Annotated in this window: 13 protein-coding genes, 1 tRNA gene and 1 rRNA gene; 3 read left to right on the plus strand and 12 right to left on the minus strand. The window is 69.2% G+C overall.

Annotated features, from left to right (window positions below; all coding sequences use genetic code 11):
* The first annotated feature begins 4 nt into the window (after positions 1-4).
* Positions 5-874 (plus strand): Fpg/Nei family DNA glycosylase, encoded by an 870-nt coding sequence (locus ACFYWY_RS21285; RefSeq protein ID WP_389188792.1) that lies wholly within the window; start codon positions 5-7, stop codon positions 872-874.
* A gap of 32 nt (positions 875-906) precedes the next feature.
* A complete protein-coding gene (locus ACFYWY_RS21290) occupies positions 907-1,680 on the plus strand; it encodes an SDR family NAD(P)-dependent oxidoreductase (RefSeq protein WP_389188795.1) in 774 nt (257 codons plus the stop codon).
* Here the strand turns inward: ACFYWY_RS21290 and ACFYWY_RS21295 are convergent.
* From ACFYWY_RS21295 to ACFYWY_RS21340, 10 genes are all read right to left on the minus strand, one after another.
* Positions 1,628-1,882: a hypothetical protein gene (locus tag ACFYWY_RS21295; RefSeq protein ID WP_389188798.1), complete on the minus strand. Its 255-nt coding sequence runs from the start codon at positions 1,880-1,882 to the stop codon at positions 1,628-1,630. The genes ACFYWY_RS21290 and ACFYWY_RS21295 overlap by 53 nt on opposite strands.
* Positions 1,883-2,079: 197 nt before the next feature.
* Positions 2,080-2,550, minus strand: a complete 471-nt coding sequence (locus ACFYWY_RS21300) for a Dps family protein (protein WP_389188801.1) — start codon at positions 2,548-2,550, stop codon at positions 2,080-2,082.
* Between the two features lie 153 nt (positions 2,551-2,703).
* Positions 2,704-3,087 (minus strand): helix-turn-helix domain-containing protein, encoded by a 384-nt coding sequence (locus ACFYWY_RS21305; RefSeq protein WP_389188804.1) that lies wholly within the window; start codon positions 3,085-3,087, stop codon positions 2,704-2,706.
* 109 nt (positions 3,088-3,196) lie between these two features.
* Positions 3,197-3,706: a CinA family protein gene (locus ACFYWY_RS21310; protein ID WP_389188807.1), complete on the minus strand. Its 510-nt coding sequence runs from the start codon at positions 3,704-3,706 to the stop codon at positions 3,197-3,199.
* Positions 3,703-4,500, minus strand: coding sequence for a CDP-diacylglycerol--glycerol-3-phosphate 3-phosphatidyltransferase (gene pgsA, locus ACFYWY_RS21315; RefSeq protein ID WP_389188810.1), 798 nt, complete (start codon positions 4,498-4,500; stop codon positions 3,703-3,705). The genes ACFYWY_RS21310 and pgsA overlap by 4 nt, the downstream gene beginning before the upstream one ends.
* Positions 4,497-5,969, minus strand: coding sequence for a 30S ribosomal protein S12 methylthiotransferase RimO (rimO, locus tag ACFYWY_RS21320; protein WP_389188813.1), 1,473 nt, complete (start codon positions 5,967-5,969; stop codon positions 4,497-4,499). The genes pgsA and rimO overlap by 4 nt, the downstream gene beginning before the upstream one ends.
* A gap of 71 nt (positions 5,970-6,040) precedes the next feature.
* Positions 6,041-6,886, minus strand: coding sequence for a helix-turn-helix domain-containing protein (locus ACFYWY_RS21325; protein WP_389188816.1), 846 nt, complete (start codon positions 6,884-6,886; stop codon positions 6,041-6,043).
* Between the two features lie 188 nt (positions 6,887-7,074).
* Complete coding sequence (locus tag ACFYWY_RS21330; protein ID WP_389188819.1) at positions 7,075-9,846, minus strand: DNA translocase FtsK; 2,772 nt, start codon at positions 9,844-9,846, stop codon at positions 7,075-7,077.
* Between the two features lie 137 nt (positions 9,847-9,983).
* Positions 9,984-10,670 carry a two-component system response regulator gene (locus ACFYWY_RS21335; RefSeq protein WP_389188822.1) on the minus strand — a complete coding sequence of 229 codons (687 nt, stop codon included), beginning with the start codon at positions 10,668-10,670 and terminating at the stop codon, positions 9,984-9,986.
* 244 nt (positions 10,671-10,914) lie between these two features.
* Positions 10,915-16,401 (minus strand): HAMP domain-containing protein, encoded by a 5,487-nt coding sequence (locus tag ACFYWY_RS21340; protein ID WP_389188825.1) that lies wholly within the window; start codon positions 16,399-16,401, stop codon positions 10,915-10,917.
* Between the two features lie 268 nt (positions 16,402-16,669).
* On the opposite strand from ACFYWY_RS21340, the gene ACFYWY_RS21345 reads away from it, so the two are divergent.
* Positions 16,670-19,324 carry a SpoIIE family protein phosphatase gene (locus tag ACFYWY_RS21345; protein ID WP_389188828.1) on the plus strand — a complete coding sequence of 885 codons (2,655 nt, stop codon included), beginning with the start codon at positions 16,670-16,672 and terminating at the stop codon, positions 19,322-19,324.
* Positions 19,325-19,371: 47 nt separating this feature from the next.
* On the opposite strand, the gene ACFYWY_RS21350 is transcribed toward ACFYWY_RS21345, so the two are convergent.
* Positions 19,372-19,444 (minus strand) — tRNA-Thr (locus tag ACFYWY_RS21350).
* A gap of 185 nt (positions 19,445-19,629) precedes the next feature.
* Positions 19,630-19,717, minus strand: a 5S ribosomal RNA gene (gene rrf, locus ACFYWY_RS21355); the annotation flags it as partial.

The following is a 19,717-nucleotide window of genomic DNA, read 5'->3' on the forward strand; positions in this document are numbered from 1 at the left end:
ATCCATGCCCGAAGGAGACACCGTCTGGCTGACCGCCCAGCGCCTGCACACCGCCCTCGCCGGGCAGGTCCTCACCCGGTCCGACTTGCGCGTCCCGCGCTTCGCAACCGCCGACCTCACCGGCCGGACCGTCCTGGACGTCACGCCGCGCGGCAAGCACCTGCTCACCCGCATCGAGGGCGGCCTCACCCTCCACTCCCATCTCCGTATGGACGGCTCCTGGCGGGTGTACGGATCCGGCGAGCGCTGGCGCGGCGGCCCCGCGCACCAGATCCGCGCGATCCTCGGCAACGCCGGCCACACCGCCGTCGGCTACCGTCTCCCCGTCCTGGAGCTGCTGCGCACCACCGACGAGGCCAAGGCCGTGGGCCATCTCGGCCCGGACCTGCTGGGCCCCGACTGGGATGCGGACACCGCCGTCGCGAACCTCCTCACCGATCCGTCCCGCCCCCTCGGCGAGGCCCTGCTCGACCAGCGCAACCTCGCCGGCATCGGCAATGTCTACAAGTCGGAGCTGGCCTTCCTCGCCCGGGTGACGCCCTGGCTGCCCGTCGGCGAGCTGCCCGCCGACACCCCTCAGCGGCTCGTCGTCACCGCCCACCGGCTCCTCGAGGCGAACAAGAACCGCTTCGACCGCACCACGACCAGCAACCACCGCGCCCCCGGCACCACCGGAACCGCAGGTGCCACCGGAACCCCAGGCGCCCCCGGAACCCCAGGCAGCATCCGCAGCCCGCGCCTGCATGTCTACGGCCGCGAGGGCCTGCCGTGCCTGCGCTGCGGCACCCCGATCCGTAAGGCCGACCAGGGCGACGGCAGCCGCGAACGCCCCACCTACTGGTGCCCGCGCTGCCAATCCGGACCCACTAGTTGACGACCCGTCAGATCCAGTCGTACCGTCCCCGCATGCCCCTCAAGGCGTACGACCTCACCGGCCGCACTGCGTTCGTCACCGGCGCGGCCGGCGGCATAGGGCGCGCCTCGGCCGCCTTCCTCGCCGAGGCGGGAGCCACCGTCCACTGCGCCGACATCGACGAGAAGGGCCTGACCGAGACACGCACCCAGATCGCCGACGCCGGCGGCACGGCGCACACCCACCCCCTCGATGTCACCGACCGCGCCCAACTCAAGGCCGCGATCGAGCACATCGAGAGAACCGGCCGACTCGACATCCTGGCCGCCATCGCCGGAATCATGCACAACAGCCCCGTCCTGGAGACGAAGGACGAGGACCTCGACCGCGTCCTCGCGGTCAACTTCAAGGGGATCCTGTACGCCTGCCAGGAGTCGGCCCGCGCCATGATCGCCGCAGGCACCCCCGGCTCCATCGTCACCATGGCCTCCGGCGCCGTGGACGCCGCGAGTGCCGGTCTGCTCTGCTACAGCGCGGCCAAGGCGGCAGTCGTCCAACTCACCAAGACCCTCGCGACCGAACTCGGCCCGCACTCCATCCGCGTCAACGCCGTCGCCCCCGGCTGGATCCGCACCCCCATGACCGACCGCCACAACTCGACCCTCCAGCACCAGGCCGAGGCGGCGATGGTCCGGATCTCCCCACTCCGCCGGGTAGGCGAGCCCGAGGACATCGCCCATACCGTCCTTCACCTGGCGTCCGACGCGTCCGCCTTCACGACGGGCCAGATCCTCCGCCCGAACGGCGGCGTCGCAATGCCGTGGTGATCCCACCGCGGGTGCCCCCACGGGACGCCGTCACATGCACCGGCAGCAGACTGAGCCCCCACCCGCCTGCCGCCACCGCCCCCTCGACGAGCCCCGCCTGCTGCGGCATCAGCACCAGCCGCAGCACGGCCCACCACCACAGCCCGCCGGCCACGAGCCCGAGACCGACCACCGGCACGAGGGCTGTACCGCGCACTGCCATGGCTGCCTCCTCCGGCCCACGCTAGACCGGCGCGATCGCCCAACGGGAGGGCGCACCGGATGCACACCCGGCGCGCGGGGCACCGGTCACCTCACTCCAGATTGCGACGAGGAGCCGCGACCCGCAGGCCGGGCCGCGGACGACGTCGCATGGGCAGCCGCGCCCCCGGCCACGGGCCGGGGCCGCGGCGCCGACGCCTACGGGCTCTCCGCCTGGAACATCCACGCATGCTTCTCGAGGTCCGCCGTGAGCCCGATCAGCACATCCTGGCTCACCGGATCCGGATCCCCGGTCGCCACGATCCGCTCCCGCATCCGCCCGACCACCACGCCGAGCGCGTCCACCAGGGTCTGCACGGCCTCCACGTCCTTGATCCAGCCCGCCGGCACCGCCCCGATGACGCTCTGCGCCGCCACCGTCGCGGCCCGGCCGTCGGGCGTCACCCCGATCGCCGACGCACGCTCGGCCACCGTGTCGGAGTGCTTCCGCGCCGTGTCCACGACCTCGTCGAGCTGGAGATGCACGGACCGGAAGCGGGGCCCGACGACATTCCAGTGGACCTGCTTCGCCACCAGCGAGAGATCCACCAGATCGACCAGCGCGCCCCTCAGCGCATCGCCGACCGTCTTGAGGTCCGCCTCGGACAGAGGGCTCTTCACGACAGACATCGATGTCCTCCACTCGGTTCGCAGATACCCGTCCACCATGGCACAGGTACCCCAAACCGGGCATTCACCGAAAAAGCGAAAGCCCCGGCCCGCGCCCCACAGGGGCAGCAGACCGGGGCTCAGCTCCAAACAAGCCGTGCAGAGCCGTACGGATCAGGCGGCGACGACGTCGACCGCCTCCGCAGGCGCCTTGATCGTCACCCGCTCCGACGGCACACCAGCCACCGACGTCACAGAGACGGAATTGAGCATCGGGCGTACTGGCGCAGGCACCGGCTCACTCGCCGCTGCCGACTCGGCCAGCTCGGCCAACGACAGCTCGTCGCTCACTTCTCGCATGAGCTCGGACATCCGTACGTCAAGCGCGTCGCAGATCGCGGAGAGCAGCTCGGAGGAGGCCTCCTTCTGCCCCCGCTCCACCTCGGAGAGATAGCCGAGCGATACTCGGGCGGACGAGGAGACTTCGCGCAGAGTACGGCCCTGGCGCTGGCGCTGCCGACGCAGCACGTCACCAAGCAGGCGACGGAGCAGAATCATCGGTGGCTCCCTCCTCGGACCGCGTAGCCGCATCCTTCACGCCCCACCGTACCGCCTCGTGCCGCGGCCGTGCGGGGAGCGATGTCGTGTTCACTCAGGGCTGCAAACATCAAGTCCCCCCGTTCTGTTCCGTATCCTGTGTCCGCGCATATTCGTGCAGTTCGCCGGAGAGCAGCTCCAACACGCTCCGTACACTCTCTCTACGGATTTCCGCCCGGTCGCCGTTCAACCGCAACGCGGCCACTTTCCCGGCGCCGCCCGGCCCAGCGACGGCCAGAAAGACCGTCCCGACGGGCTGCCCGTCCTGTGGTTCCGGCCCGGCCACACCCGTGGTCGCGATGCCCCAGCCGGCGCCCATCGCCTCCCGTACCCCGGCTGCCATCTGCCGTGCGACCTCGGGATCCACAGCGCCGCGCTCCGCCAGGAGAGTCCCGTCGACGCCGAGAACATCCCTCTTGAGAGTGGTTGCGTACGCCGTGACGGACCCGCGGAAGGATTTCGAGGCACCAGGTACGGAAGTGAGCTCGGCGGCCACCAGGCCGCCGGTCAGCGACTCGGCGACGGCCAGCGTCTCGCCACGTTCCGCAAGCAGCGCCAGCACCCGAGCCGCGGTCTTCACCGCTTCTTCCCCGCGTTCCCTGCGTTCCCCGCCCTGCCTGCTTTCCCCGCGTTTCCTGCGCTGCCCGCGTTCCCTGCGCTTGCCGCGTTCCCTGCGCTGTCGGCGCTCCCGGCGTTCCCGGCGTCGTTCGCCGCCTCGTCGGCCGCCGCCGACCGCTCGGCGGCCAGGCCCCTGCGCCTCAGCACGATCGCCTGTCGCACATAGTCGAGGCCGGTGACCACCGTCAGCACGACGGCCAGCGCCATCACCCAGAAGCGCAGGGTGGCCAGCGGACCGGTCAGCGCCAGGACGTACATCCCGACCGCCGTGCCCTGCGCGAGGGTCTTCATCTTGCCGCCGCGACTGGCCGGAATGATCCCGTGCCTGATCACCCAGAACCGCATCAGCGTGATCCCGAGCTCACGGAAGAGAATGACTCCGGTCACCCACCACGGCAGATCCCCGAGCGACGACAGACAGATCAGCCCGGCAGCCATGATCGCCTTGTCGGCGATCGGGTCGGCGATCTTCCCGAAGTCGGTGACCAGGTTGTACGCACGCGCCAGATGGCCGTCGAAGATGTCGGTGATCATGGCGACGGCGAACGCCGCCCACGCCCAGGCTCGCCAGGCAGGGTCGTATCCGCCGTCCTGCAGCATCAGCATGACGAAGCCGGGCACGAGCACCAGGCGGATCATGGTGAGGATGTTGGCGATGTTCCAGAGGCTGGCCTGATTGACGGCCGCAGCGCCCAGCTTGCCGCCGGGCGCGGGCCTGCCGGTGCCGCCCCCCGCGGATGCCGGCACTCCGGTCACCTGCCCGCCTCCTCAAGACATTCGGCCACCAGGTCGACGCCTTCCGTACCCACGGCCTTTGCCACGACGATACGACCGGGCACGAGCCCCTCGCTCGAGGTGAAGACCACCTGCCCGTCCGTCTCGGGGGCCTGGTGCGCCGCGCGGCCCACCGCAAGGTCCTCGCCGTCCTCGCCGTCAACGGACTCGACCAGCACCTCAAGGGTCTCTCCGAGCCGCTCCTCTGCGCGCTGCGCGGTCAGCTCCTCCGAGAGCCGCGACAGATGCTCAAGACGCTCGGCGATGACGTCGGCGTCCAGCTTGTTGTCGTACGAGACGGCCTCGGTGCCGTCCTCGTCGGAGTAGCCGAAGACACCGATGGCGTCCAGGCGCGCATCGGTGAGGAAGCTTTCCAGCTCCGCGAAGTCCGCCTCGGTCTCGCCGGGGAAGCCGACGATGAAGTTGGACCGCACACCCGCCTGCGGGGCCTTGCCGCGGATGGTCTGCAGCAGCTCCAGGAACCGCTCGGTGTCGCCGAAGCGCCGCATCGCGCGCAACACACCCGGCGCGGAGTGCTGGAAGGACAGGTCGAAGTACGGAGCGATCTTCGGCGTCGAGGTGAGGACGTCGATCAGCCCGGGCCGCATTTCGGCCGGCTGCAGATAGCTGACCCGCACCCGCTCGATGCCGTCGACCTCGGCCAGCTCCGGCAGCAGCGTCTCCAGAAGACGGATGTCGCCGAGGTCCTTGCCGTACGAGGTGTTGTTCTCGGAGACCAGCATGACCTCCTTCACGCCCTGATCGGCCAGCCAGCGCGTCTCGCCGAGCACATCGCTGGGCCGCCGCGAGATGAACGAGCCGCGGAAGGAAGGAATGGCGCAGAAGGAGCAGCGCCGGTCGCAGCCGGAGGCAAGCTTCACCGAGGCGACGGGGCTGGTGCCGAGGCGGCGGCGCAGGGGCGCACGCGGCCCTGACACCGGTGCGACCCCCTCCGGCAGATCCTCGGGGGCGGGCGTGATGTCACCGTGGCCGGGCAGCGCCACATCGGACGCCCCCTGGCGTTCGACCGGGCTCAGCGGCAGCAGTCGACGGCGGTCGCGCGGGGTGTGCGAGGCGTGGCTGCCGCCGTTCAGAATGGTCTGGAGGCGGTCGGAGATGTCGGCGTAGTCGTCGAAGCCGAGCACGCCGTCCGCCTCGGGGAGCGCCTCGGCCAGCTCCTTGCCGTACCGCTCGGCCATGCAGCCGACCGCGACCACCGCCTGGGTCTTGCCGTGGTCCTTGAGATCGTTGGCTTCGAGAAGGGCGTCGACGGAGTCCTTCTTGGCGGCCTCGACGAACCCACAGGTGTTGACGACTGCGACATCCGCGTCGGCGGCTTCCTCGACGAGTTCCCAGCCGTCCGCTGCCAAGCGGCCTGCGAGCTCCTCCGAGTCCACCTCGTTACGGGCGCAGCCAAGAGTGACAAGGGCGACGGTACGGCGTTCGGGCATGGGCTCAAGACTACTTTGTCCCGACCCACGCCCCGGCCCCGAGGGTTCCCGGGACCCCGCAGCCCATCGGGCTAGCCGACTTCGGGGTCGCCCTTGGTGTACGACAGCCGCTCGACCTGGCCCGCCTCGAACTGGTCCTCGACCTTCTTGCCGTTCACGAACAGCTCGATCGCCCCGGCGTTCCCGAGGATCAGATCGACCCGCTCGTCGTCCTGGAAGGTCTTGGACTCGCCCTTGAGCAGCAGCCCGTCGAAGAGCAACTTGCCGTTGTGCGACTTGGCCGAGATCCAGCTCTTGTCGTCAAGAGCGGAGAGCTTCACCGTCACCTTGTCCTTCGGCACCGCCGCGATGGCGCTGTCCGACGGGTCGGGCTTCGGTGGGACGGGCTTGCTCGTGGAGGGATCCGCCGGGCTGGGCTTCTGCTCGGACGCCGACCCCTCGGCCACATTGCTGCCCTTGCCCCCGTCCTCCCCGCTGAAGAGCGTGAAGCCGACAAAGCCGATCACGGCGACGATCGCGGCGACCATGGCGGCCGTCCAGTTGGGGCGGCGCGGTTCGGGACGGATGCGCTCGGCCTCGAAGAGCGGCGCGGCAGGCGTCGGCGAAGGGCGTCCGCCGTGGTCCGCGTCGTACTGCGCGACGAGCGGTTCGGGATCGAGGCCGACGGCACGCGCGACCGTGCGGATATGCCCGCGCGCGTAGACATCGCCGCCACAGCGGGAGAAGTCGTCCTGCTCGATCGCTTGCACGATCGGAATGCGCACCCGGGTGGAGGAACTGACTTCGTCAACGGTCAGACCTGCGGCGATGCGGGCTTGCTGGAGCGCACTACCGATCGAAGGCTGGTCGTCTTCGTTCGAAGACCGGTCGTCTTCGATTGAAGGCCGGTCGTCTTCGGGGGAGTTGCCGATGGACACGGGGGCGCCTTTCGAGCGTGTAGCCACCTGCTGGAGGTTCAGTCTATGGGTGGAACGAAAAGGTGGGGCAACCGGGCGAGGGACTTTGTACGCCATCGGAATGGCCGGACATCCTGATGGTGGGACATCTGTCTGTCCCTCCCTCCAACTTGACGAACGACCGGGGGAAACGGTTGCTCGCCAAACCCTTACGAGTGAGACTCCCCGCGAATGGCGGCAAGCACTCCATCGAGTTCTTCCGGCTTCACCAGAACATCGCGCGCCTTGGAGCCCTCGCTCGGCCCGACGATGTTCCGTGACTCCATCAGATCCATCAGCCGACCCGCCTTCGCGAAGCCCACGCGCAGCTTGCGCTGGAGCATCGACGTCGACCCGAACTGGGTGGATACCACCAGCTCAGCGGCCTGGCAGAGCAGATCGAGGTCGTCGCCGATGTCCTCGTCGATCTCCTTCTTCTGCTTCGTGCCGACCACGACGTCCTCCCGGAAGACCGGGGCCATCTGATCCTTGCAGTGCTGGACGACTACCGCGACCTCGTCCTCGGTGACGAAGGCGCCCTGCATACGGGTGGGCTTGTTCGCACCCATCGGAAGGAACAGGCCGTCGCCCTTGCCGATCAGCTTCTCCGCGCCCGGCTGGTCGAGGATGACCCGGCTGTCGGCGAGCGAGGAGGTCGCGAAGGCGAGCCGCGAGGGCACATTCGCCTTGATCAGCCCGGTGACGACATCGACCGATGGCCGCTGTGTCGCCAGTACCAGATGGATGCCGGCTGCTCGCGCCAGCTGGGTGATCCGGACGATGGCGTCCTCGACGTCGCGCGGCGCCACCATCATCAGGTCGGCGAGCTCGTCCACGATGACCAGCAGATACGGGTACGGGGTGAGCTCGCGCTCGCTCCCCTCCGGCGGCTTGACCTTGCCGTTCCTGATGGCCTGGTTGAAGTCGTCGATGTGCCGGTAGCCGTACGCCGCGAGGTCGTCGTAGCGCAGATCCATCTCCCGCACGACCCACTGCAGCGCCTCGGCGGCCCGCTTGGGGTTGGTGATGATCGGGGTGATCAGGTGCGGAATGCCCTCGTACGCGGTGAGCTCGACCCGCTTGGGGTCGACGAGCACCATCCGTACGTCCTCCGGCGTCGCCCGCACCATCACCGAGGTGATCAGGCAGTTGATGCAGGAGGATTTGCCGGAGCCGGTCGCGCCCGCGACCAGGACGTGCGGCATCTTCGCCAGGTTGGCCATCACATAGCCGCCCTCGACGTCCTTGCCGAGCGCGACCAGCATCGGGTGCTCGTCCCCCGCGGCGTCCGCGAGGCGCAGCACATCGCCCAGGTTGACCATCTCGCGGTCGGAGTTCGGGATCTCGATGCCGACCGCGGACTTGCCGGGGATCGGGGAGATGATCCGTACGTCCGGGCTGGCGACGGCGTACGCGATGTTTTTGGTGAGGGCGGTGATCCGCTCGACCTTCACGGCCGGGCCCAGCTCCACCTCGTACCGGGTGACCGTGGGGCCGCGGGTGAAGCCGGTGACGGCCGCGTCGACCTTGAACTCCATGAAGACGTTGCTGAGCGAGGCGACGACCGCGTCATTGGCGGCGCTGCGCGTCTTGCCGGGGCCGCCGCGCTCCAGCAGGTCAAGGGAGGGCAGGGCGTAGGTGATGTCTCCGGAGAGCTGCAGCTGCTCGGCGCGCGGCGGCAGGGGCTGGGACTCGTCGCGTACCGGCGCGGACTTGGTCAGATCCGGTACGGACGCCTTCGATCCGCCCTCCTTCGACGCGGGCTCCTCGGGCTCACGTGCGCTCGGCACGGGGCTGGCGGCCCGCTGCCGGTCGGCGGTGACGTCCCGGGTGAGGTCGGCGACGAGCGGCGACGGCGGCATGCCGTTCAGTACGGCTCCGTCGAGCGCCGCGGCCGCCGCCGCTGCCACGTCCACAGCGTCCATCGGACGGTCCATGGCGGGCTGCACGGAAGCCCTGCGCGGCCGTCTGCGCTTGGAGAGCGCCGCCTCCTCGGCAGGGTCCGGGTCGAAGTCCGCGGGCGCTTCACTCCGGCGCGCGGACGAGCGGCGCGCCCGCCCGGGCACGGCATCGCGCCACTGCTCCTCATACCGCTCGTCGTCCTCGCCGGCCTCGCTGTCGGCCCCCGGCTCATACGCCGGCTCGACGAGGCCCAGCTTGGAGCCGAGGAGCCGCAGCCGCTGCGGAATGGCGTTGACGGGCGTCGCGGTGACCACGAGCAGGCCGAAGAGTGTGAGCAGCACGAGCAGCGGTACGGCGAGGACCTCGCCCATGGTGAAGATCAGCGGCTTGGACGCGGCCCAGCCGATCAGCCCGCCCGCGTCCTGCATCGCCTCGGTGCCCTCCCCGCGGCCGGGAGAACCACAGGCGATGTGGACCTGTCCGAGCACGCCCACGACGAGCGCGGACAGACCGATCACGATCCGGCCGTTGGCCTCTGGCTTCTCGGGATACAGGATCAGGCGCACGGCGATCGCGCCCAGCAGTAGCGGCACGAGCAGATCGAGCCGCCCGAACGCGCCGGTCACCAGCATCTCGACGAGATCGCCGACCGGGCCGCTCAGATTGGACCAGGTGCCGGCGGCGACGACCAGCGCCACACCGAGGAGCAGCAGCGCGAGGCCGTCCTTGCGGTGCGCCGGGTCGAGCCCCTTCGCGCCCCGTCCTATGCCGCGGAACAGCGCGCCCACAGTGTGTGCCAGTCCGAGCCAGACGGCGCGCGCCAGGCGGTACACGCCCCCCGTGGGGGACGGCGCGGGCCTGGGCGCAGCCTTCTTCGCGGCCGCCCTCTTGGCGGGCGCTTTCTTCGCGGGTGCGGTCTTCTTGGCGGCAGCTTTCTTGGCGGGCGCCGCCTTCTTCGCGGCGCCGGTCGTACGGCCGGCGCGCGGCTTTGCGGTGCCCGCCGCGCCCTTGGAACCCTTGCCGGACGTGCGTGAGGCCATGGTGGTGAGGTTACCGGTGTCGACGGCAGCGGACACGTGTGCCTACTGCTTCACTCGTTCGTGTCGTGTCAGCGGGGGCGTGAAGCTGACGTCCTGGTGGCGGGAAGCTGACACTCTCTCAAACCCCGGGCGGCCGTTCAGTTCTGCGAAGGCAGCGTCGGCGTACCGCCGCCGGTGCCCGGTTCCAGCGCGTCGAGCGCCCGGCGCAAACCGGTGAGTTTGCGCTCGAGATGGGCCGCGGTGGCGACTGCGGCGGCGTCCGCCGAGTCGTCGTCGAGCTGCTTGGACAGCGCTTCCGCCTGCTCCTCAACTGCCGCGAGCCGCGCGGAAAGCTCGGCGAGCAGCCCTGCGGGCTCCTTGCTGTCGGCCGCGCTCGCATGTCCGCCGCCACCCTCAAGCTGGAGCCGCAGGAGCGCGGCCTGCTCGCGCAGTTGGCAGTTCTTCATGTACAGCTCGACGAAGACCGAGACCTTGGCGCGCAGCACCCAGGGGTCGAACGGCTTGGAGATGTAGTCGACCGCGCCCGCGGCGTAACCCCGGAAGGTGTGGTGCGGGCCGTGGTTGATCGCGGTGAGGAAGATGATCGGGATGTCCCGGGTCCGTTCCCGCCGCTTGATGTGCGCGGCCGTCTCGAATCCATCCATACCGGGCATCTGGACATCCAGCAGAATGACCGCGAAGTCGTCCGTCAGCAGCGCTTTGAGCGCTTCCTCCCCTGACGATGCCCGCACCAGTGTCTGATCGAGCGCAGAGAGGATGGCCTCCAGCGCCAGCAGATTCTCCGGCCGGTCATCGACCAGGAGGATCTTGGCCTTCTGCACCATGGCCCGCCCTCCTCGCCCCGGATGTGCACCGGGCGCCGCCCCAGGGGACGACTCCCTTGCGTCGCCCGCCCTTGTGCCGGTCATGGTAGCCGCACCCCGCCTGTCGCCACACCCTGTCACCGCGATGTCACTGTGCACGTAGCAGAAACGTAGCGGGAGACCAGAAGGTTCCCCGAATACCGCCGCCTCACACGCCTTCGGCCACAGTCAGTCAGCAACTCGCGGGGAACCGGGCAGACGTCGCTCACTCCCCGCGCATCCACTGCTCCATCACCGAGAGCAAATGGTCAGGATCCACCGGCTTGGTGACATAGTCGGAAGCACCCGACTCGATGGCCTTCTCCCGGTCGCCCTTCATCGCCTTGGCGGTCAACGCGATGATCGGCAGACCGGCGAACTGCGGCATCCTGCGGATCGCCGTCGTCGTAGCGTACCCGTCCATTTCCGGCATCATGATGTCCATCAGCACGACCGTCACATCATCGTGCTGCTCCAGGACTTCGATGCCCTCACGGCCGTTCTCCGCGTACAGCACCGAGAGCCCGTGCTGCTCCAGCACGCTGGTGAGCGCGAAGACATTGCGGATGTCGTCGTCGACGATCAGCACCTTCTCGCTGTCGAAGGCGAAGGTGCGCCGCTCCTGAGGCGCCTCTTGGCCGGCGTTCGCCCCGGTCCACTGCTCCGGGCTCGCCGACGCACCGCCCACCTGGCCGGGCAGCGCACGCCGCTGTTCCACCGAGCCCAGCGCGTTGCGCCGCCGCCGGAACAGCGCGGCCGGACCGGCGTGGACGTCCGCAGGGGCGGGCGCGTCGTGCCGCGCCTGCGGGAGCCCGCTCTCCGATGCGTCCTCGGCCGTGTCGGCCTGCGGGCCGGAGGCGCCGGGGGTGAGCTGCGGGTAACCCTGCGGCGGCAGTTCGCTGGGGTGAAGAGGCAAGTAGAGGGTGAACGTGGAGCCACGGCCCGGTTCGCTCGCCGCATGAATCTCGCCGCCCAGCAGCCGGGCGATCTCGCGGCTGATGGACAGACCGAGGCCCGTACCGCCGTACTTCCGGCTGGTCGTGCCGTCGGCCTGCTTGAACGCCTCGAAGATCACGCGCATCTTGCCGGCCGCGATCCCGATGCCGGTGTCCGTGACCGAGAAGGCGATCAGATCTCCGTCCGCGTCCCGCAGCGAGCCCGCCTCCAGCAGCTGCTCGCGGATCGACTGAGGCACATCGGCGCTCGCGGGCCGGATCACCAGCTCCACCGCACCGCTGTCGGTGAACTTCACCGCGTTGGACAGGAGGTTGCGCAGCACCTGCAGCAGCCGCTGCTCGTCGGTGTGCAGTGTCGCCGGCAGCTCCGGCGACACCCGTACGGAGAAGTCGAGACCCTTCTCCGCGGTCAGCGGCCGGAAGGTCGCCTCCACATAGTCGACGAGCTGAACCAGCGCGATACGCGTCGGGCTGACGTCCATCTTGCCCGCCTCGACCTTCGACAGGTCGAGGATGTCGTTGATCAGCTGGAGCAGGTCGGAGCCGGCCCCGTGGATCGTCTCTGCGAACTCCACCTGCTTCGGCGAGAGGTTCCCCTCCGCGTTGTCCGCGAGCAGCTTGGCCAGGATCAGCAGGGAGTTGAGCGGCGTACGCAGCTCGTGCGACATGTTCGCCAGGAACTCGGACTTGTAGCGCATCGAGACCGCGAGCTGCTCGGCACGCTCCTCGAGCACCTGCCTCGCCTCTTCGATCTCGGTGTTCTTCACCTCGATGTCGCGGTTCTGCTGCGCCAGCAGCTCCGCCTTCTCCTCCAGTTCGGCATTGGAGGCCTGCAGCGCCTTCTGCCGGTTCTCCAGCTCGGCCGAGCGCTCACGCAGCTGCTCCGTCAGCTCCTGCGACTGCTTGAGCAGCACCTCGGTCTTCGTGTTGACGCTGATGGTGTTGACGCTCGTCGCGATCATCTCGGCGATCTGGTTGAGGAAGTCCCGCTGGATCTGCGTGAACGGCTGGAAGGACGCCAGCTCGATCACACCGAGGACCTTCCCCTCGAAGAGCACCGGCAGCACGATCACATACGCGGGCGACGCCTCGCCCAGACCCGAGGAGATCCGCAGATAGCCCGGCGGCACATTGACCTGGATGGTCCGCTTCTCCTCGGCCGCGGTGCCGATCAGCGTCTCGCCGGGCCGGAAGGACGTCGGCATAAGACCGGCGGAGTAGCCGTAACTGCCGCGCATGCACAGCTCGTACGACAACTCACCGCCCGGCGCGACATCCGAGCCGCCGCCCGTCGGCATCGCCAGGAAGAACGCGCCGTGCTGCGCCGAGACGACCGGGGTGAGCTCGCTCATGATCAGGGAGGCCACGTCGGCGAGATCGCGCCGGCCCTGCATCAGACCGGAGATACGGGCCAGGTTGCCCTTGAGCCAGTCCTGCTCCTCGTTGGCGAGGGTGGTGTCGCGGAGGTTCGCGATCATCGTGTTGATGTTGTCCTGCAGCACCTGGATCTCGCCGGCCGCGTCCACGTCGATCTTGAGGTTCAGATCACCGCGGGTCACCGCGGTCGCGACGGCCGCGATCGCGCGCACCTGACGGGTGAGGTTCCCGGCCATCTCGTTCACCGACTCGGTGAGGTCGCGCCAGGTTCCGTCGACGTCCCGCACCCGGGCCTGACCGCCCAGCTGCCCGTCCGTGCCCACCTCGCGGGCCACCCGGGTGACCTCCTCGGCGAACGACGACAGCTGGTCCACCATCGTGTTGATGGTGGTCTTCAGCTCCAGGATCTCGCCCCGCGCATCGATGTCGATCTTCCGGGTGAGATCGCCCTTGGCGATGGCGGTGGTGACCGTGGCGATCTGCCGCACCTGGCCGGTCAGGTTGGACGCCATCGAGTTCACGGACTCGGTCAGGTCCTTCCACGTACCGGAAACTCCCGGCACATGCGCCTGGCCGCCCAGTTCGCCCTCCGTGCCCACCTCGCGGGCCACCCGGGTCACCTCGTCGGCGAACGACGACAGCGTCGTCACCATCGTGTTGACGGTCTCGGCCAGCTCCGCGACCTCGCCGCGCGCCTCGACCGTCACCTTCTTCGTCAGATCGCCGTTGGCGACCGCCGCGGAGACCCGCGCGATGTTGCGCACCTGATTGGTCAGATTGTTGGCCATCAGGTTGACGTTGTCGCTGAGGTCCTTCCAGATCCCGGTGACGCCACGCACCCGCGCCTGCCCGCCCAGTACACCTTCCGTACCCACCTCACGGGCGACCCTGGTCACCTCGTCGGCGAAGTCCAGCAGCTGGTCGACCATCGTGTTGACGGTCGTCACCAGTTCGAGGATCTCGCCCTTGGCGTCAACGGTGATCTTCTTCGACAGGTCGCCCTTGGCGACCGCCGTCGTCACCTCGGCGATGTTGCGGACCTGCGAGGTCAGGTTGTTGGCCATGAAGTTGACGGACTGGGTGAGGTCCTTCCAGGTGCCGGAGACGCCCTGGACCTCGGCCTGGCCGCCCAGGATGCCCTCGGTGCCCACCTCGCGGGCCACCCGGGTCACCTGCTCGGCGAAGTTCGAGAGCTGATCCACCATCGTGTTGAGGGTGTTCTTCAGCTCCAGGATCTCGCCGCGCGCATCCACGTCGATCTTCTGCGACAGGTCACCCCGGGCCACCGCGGTGGCGACCTGCGCGATGTTGCGGACCTGGCCGGTGAGGTTCTCCGCCATGCCGTTCACGGAGTCGGTCAGATCGCGCCACACACCGGCGACGCCGGGCACCTGCGCCTGCCCGCCAAGACGGCCGTCCGTACCCACCTCACGCGCGACCCGCGTCACCTGCTCGGCGAAGGCAGAAAGCTGGTCGACCATCGTGTTGATGGTGTTCTTCAGCTCCAGGATCTCGCCGCGCGCATCCACGTCGATCTTCTGCGACAGGTCACCGCGGGCCACCGCGGTCGTCACCTGCGCGATCTGCCGCACCTGCGAAGTCAGGTTCCCCGCCATGAAGTTGACGGAGTCGGTCAGTTCCTTCCACGTACCACTGACGCCGTCGACACGCGCCTGGCCGCCCAGGCGGCCCTCCGTGCCCACGTCCCGCGCCATCCGCGTGACCTGATCGGCGAACGAGGAGAGCTGCGCCACCATCGTGTTGACGGTGTTCTTCAGCTCCAGCATCTCGCCCGCGACATCGACCGTGACCTTCTGCGACAGATCGCCATTGGCGACCGCCGTCGTCACCTGCGCGATGTCCCGCACCTGGCCGGTGAGGTTACGGAACGCGGTGTTCACCGAGTCCGTGAGGTCCTTCCAGGTGCCTGCCGCGCCCGGCGCCTCCGCCTGCCCGCCAAGACGGCCCTCGACGCCGACTTCACGAGCCACCCGCGTCACCTCGGAACCGAACGACTGCAGCTGGTCCACCATCGTGTTGACGGTGTTCTTCAGCTCCAGCATCTCGCCCGCGACATCGACCGTGACCTTCTGCGACAGATCGCCGTTCGCGACCGCCGTCGTCACCTGCGCGATGTCCCGCACCTGGGTGGTCAGGTTGCGGAAGACGGTGTTCACCGAGTCGGTGAGGTCCTTCCAGGTCCCGGCGGCTCCCGGCACCTGCGCCTGGCCGCCGAGCAGACCCTCGGCCCCCACCTCACTCGCCACACGGGTGACCTCGTCCGCGAACGTACGCAGCGTCTCGGTCATCTGGTTGATGGTCTCGGCGAGTTGGGCCACCTCACCGCGCGCGCTCACCGTGACCTTCTGCGACAGATCGCCGTTGGCGACCGCCGTCGTCACCTCGGCGATACCGCGCACCTGTGAGGTCAGATTGCCGGCCATGGTGTTCACCGAATCGGTGAGGTCCTTCCACACACCGGCCACACCGGGCACCGCAGCCTGCCCGCCCAGCTCGCCCTCCGTGCCTACCTCCCTGGCGACCCGGGTCACCTCGGAGGAGAAGGAGGACAGCTGGTCCACCATCGTGTTGACGGTGTTCTTCAGCTGAAGCATCTCGCCGGCCACATGGACGGTGACCTTGCGTGACAGATCGCCCTTGGCGACCGCCGTGGTGACGAGAGCAATGTCACGTACCTGCGCGGTCAGCCGGTAGGCCATGGTGTTGACCGAATCCGTGAGATCCTTCCACGAACCGGACATACCTCGCACCTGTGCCTGGCCGCCGAGTTTGCCCTCGGTGCCGACCTCCAGCGCCACCCGGGTCACTTCGTCGGTGAACGCCGACAGCTGGTCGACCAGGCTGTTGACCGTACGCGCGACCTTCAGGAATTCGCCGCGCAGCGGCCGTACCGCCGCATCCGTGCCCTCCACGGCATGCGAGCGCAGCTCCATGCGCTGCTCCAGGTCGCCCTCGGCGACCGCCGAGAGCACCCGTCCCACCTCGGACACAGGCCGCGCCAGATCGTCCACCAGCGCGTTGGACGCGTCGATGGCGGCTGCCCAGGAGCCCTCGCAGGCTCCTGTCTCCAGCCGCTCGGTCAGCTTCCCCTCGCGCCCGACCGTCCTGCGTACGCGCGCGAGCTCACCCGTAAGGTGCAGATTTCGGTCCGCGACCTCGTTGAAGACGGCCGCGATCTCCGTCATCACGCCGTCGCCCGACACGGTCAGACGCCGACGGAAATTGCCGTCGCGCATCGACACCAGAGCCGAGAGCAGCCTGTTCAGAGCCGCCGTGTCCACTTCGGTTGTCCCATTGCTCCGGGACCGTCCGCCTTTTGCGCGCGTGCTCTTGCCACGCGCCGCCACGCCAGACTCCACCGTGTCCCTCCCGCAGGGGTTGACCGTTCTGCCCAAGCTGTCCAGGACAGCCTGCCCAGTGTTTCACCATGGCCGAACCAGGCCATAACAGTTCGGCAGCTTCGCATAGCGTCCCCGCCCCCGGAGGGCGGAAACAGCGGCGACCGGCATCCGCTCGGACAGCGAAGGTAAGTAACCTGGCATCCGGCTGTCCAACCGCCCCGGTCCGCCCGGCGGGGGCGGCGGGCGCAAGTACTACCACCGGGCACCGGGAGGGGCAGGCCGCATCATGGCAGAGCCGGGCGTCGAGACGCGTACGAGGAGTTCTGTGATCACCGCGCGGGCGGCTGCCAGCTTCGACCCTGTCGGGCGGTCCGTCGCGACCGCCCGTGCCTTCGTCCGCGACACCCTCCAGGGGTGGGGGTACTCCGACGTCGTGGACGACGCGGTCGTCCTCACCAGCGAGCTCGTCACCAATGCCGTCGTACACGCCGGCACCGCCGCCGACGTGCTCTGTCTGCGTACGGAGGAGGGGGTACGGGTCGAAGTCGCCGACCGCTACCCCGAGCGCGAGATCCCGATACAGGGCACCGGCCGATCGCTCGGCAGCCTCGACCGCGAGAACGGGCGCGGACTGCTCCTGTGCGCCGCCCTCGCCTCCCGCTGGGGCGTCGAGTACTCCCCCACCTTCAAACAGGTGTGGTTCCAACTCGACCTCCCCCAGCGCCGGGTGGGCACCCGCTCCGCCGGCCCGGTCCTGCCGACCCCGCTCCTCCCGGTCGCCGACCAGCGCGTTCGCGTCGCCGTCACTCAGATCGACCGCAGCGGTTCGATCTCAGTCTGGAACGAAGACGCGGAACACCTCTTCGGATACGCCGCCGAGCAGGTCATGGGCAAACCCCTGACGGACTTCGCCGCCTGGCCGCACACTCCCGGCATCGGCACCGGCATCGCCGAGGCGCTCCAACTCTCCCGATGGGAGGGCAGTTACGGCATCCGCGGCACCGACGGCCGCGTCGTCCCCGTCTACGCTTCGCACCTCCGGGTCCGCGACACCGATGGCGAGCCGTCCACCGTCTGCCTTCTCGTACGCGACGACGAACGCGCCGTCATCCAGAGCCCGCAGCGCGCTCCCGTGACCGAGACGGGCGCGGAGAGCCACGCCTCGGACCCCTTCGAGGTCTTCATCGGCTCCCCCGCCCCCGACGACCTCGACGGCCTTCTCCAGCGCACCGTCGAGCGCGCCCGCGACATGCTCGACGGCGACGCGGCCTTCCTGCTGCTGGCCACCGACGACGAGACGGAACTCGAAGTACGGGCCACCACCGGCCTTCCGTCGGCCCGTCAGCGCTTCGCCCGCGTCCCGGTCGAGGCCGGCACCGGCCGCTACGGCTCCGCCCGGATGCCCGCCGTCCATGAGGACCTCACCGCCGTCCCGGGTGCTGTCCCGCTCCTCAACTCCACCGGCATGCGTTCGGTCGTCACCGTCCCGCTCAAGGTCGAGGGCCGCCTCACCGGCTCCCTCGGAGTCGCGGCCGAATCCTCCGGCCGCTACTCCAACGAGGAGGCCCTGCGCCTCCAGTTCGCCGCCGACCGCATCGCCCTGGCCGTCGAGTCGGCCCGCCTGGGGGAACTGGAACGCCTGCGCCGCGGCTCACTCTCCTTCCTCGTCGAAGCCTCCGACCTGCTCGCAGGAACCCTCGACCGGGACCAAACCCTGGCGCTGATGGCCCAGATGACGGTCCCTACGCTGGCCACCTGGTGCGCCGTCTACACCATCGCCGACCAGGCATCCGAGCCTTACCTCAGCTACGTACTCCACGAGGACGAGGAACGGATCGACGGCCTCAAGGCTCTCCTGTCCACGATCGACCCGCCCGACCCGGTGCCCACCCCCGGCGCCCGCGTATGGACCGCCCCCGCCGCCGCCGGCCAGGCGGCCGCACTGCGCACCTCCAAGCGCGAACTCGGTCTCGGCTCCACGCCCCCGGTCTCCTCCGGTATCGGCACCACCCTCGCCACGGCCGCCGCGGTCGGCGGCGAGACGGTCGTCCTGCCCCTCGTCGCCCGCAACCGCGTCATCGGCATGCTGACCCTCGGCAAGCCGTCCGACGACCACTTCCGCCAGGAGATCCTGGAACTCGCCGAGGACCTCTCCCGCCGGGCGGCGCTCGCCCTCGACAACGCCCGTCTGTACTCCGAGCGCATGGCCATCAGCCAGTCCCTTCAGCGCAGCCTGCTGCCGCCGGAACTCCCCCAGATCCCGGGCGTCGAGGTCGAGGTCATCTACCGCGCGGCCGGCGAAGGCAATGAAGTGGGCGGCGACTTCTACGACCTCTTCCCGATCCGCGACGGCGCGTACGGCTTCGCCATCGGCGACGTCTGCGGTACGGGCCCGGAAGCCGCGGCCGTCACGGGCCTTGCCCGCCACGCCCTGCGCCTGCTCGCCCGAGAGGGCTTCGGCGGCCCCGCCGTCCTGGAGCGACTGAACGCCGCAATCCTCGACGAGGGTGCCCGCAGCCGCTTCCTGACGCTCCTCTATGGCGAGTTGTGGCCACAGGAGGACGGCAGCGCGGTATTGAAGGTCGTCTGCGCCGGCCACCCGCTCCCACTCCGCCTGCGCCAGGACGGCAGCGTGGAACCCGCGGCCGAACCGCAGCCGCTCCTCGGCGTGATGGACGACCTGGAGCTGTACGAGCAGATGGTGACCCTCGACCCGGGCGACGTGCTGCTCTGCGTCACGGACGGCGTCACCGAACGCCGTGAGGGAACACGGATGTTGGGCGACGACGGACTCGTCGACGTTCTCACCGGGTGCACGGGCCTCACTGCCGGCGCGGTCGCCTCCCGCGTCCTGCGCGCGGTCGAACGCTTCGCCGCGGAACCGGCCTCCGACGACATGGCGATCCTCGCGATGCGCGTCCCGGAGCCCCGCAAGCCCTGAACACGAAGAAGGCCCCCGCCAGTTGGCGGGGGCCTTCTTCGCTGCTGAGCCCCAATACGGAATCGAACCGTAGACCTTCTCCTTACCATGGAGACGCTCTACCGACTGAGCTATTGGGGCCTGCTGCGCTGCGGCAACGGGATAGATCATACCCGAAAACATGGCTGCTTCGAACCAGCCACCCCCAACGCTCAAGGTTGCCGTCGCAGCACCTCGCCGACATGGCGCCGCACGCCCACGCAATCGTCCTGAACGCAAAAATGCCTCAGTCCCCGGACTGGGTCCGGGGACTGAGGCTAAAGATTGTTCGGCGGCGTCCTACTCTCCCACAGGGTCCCCCCTGCAGTACCATCGGCGCTGAAAGGCTTAGCTTCCGGGTTCGGAATGTAACCG

Source organism: Streptomyces sp. NPDC002870 (assembly GCF_042888505.1).
In the GTDB taxonomy this organism is placed as follows: domain Bacteria; phylum Actinomycetota; class Actinomycetes; order Streptomycetales; family Streptomycetaceae; genus Streptomyces.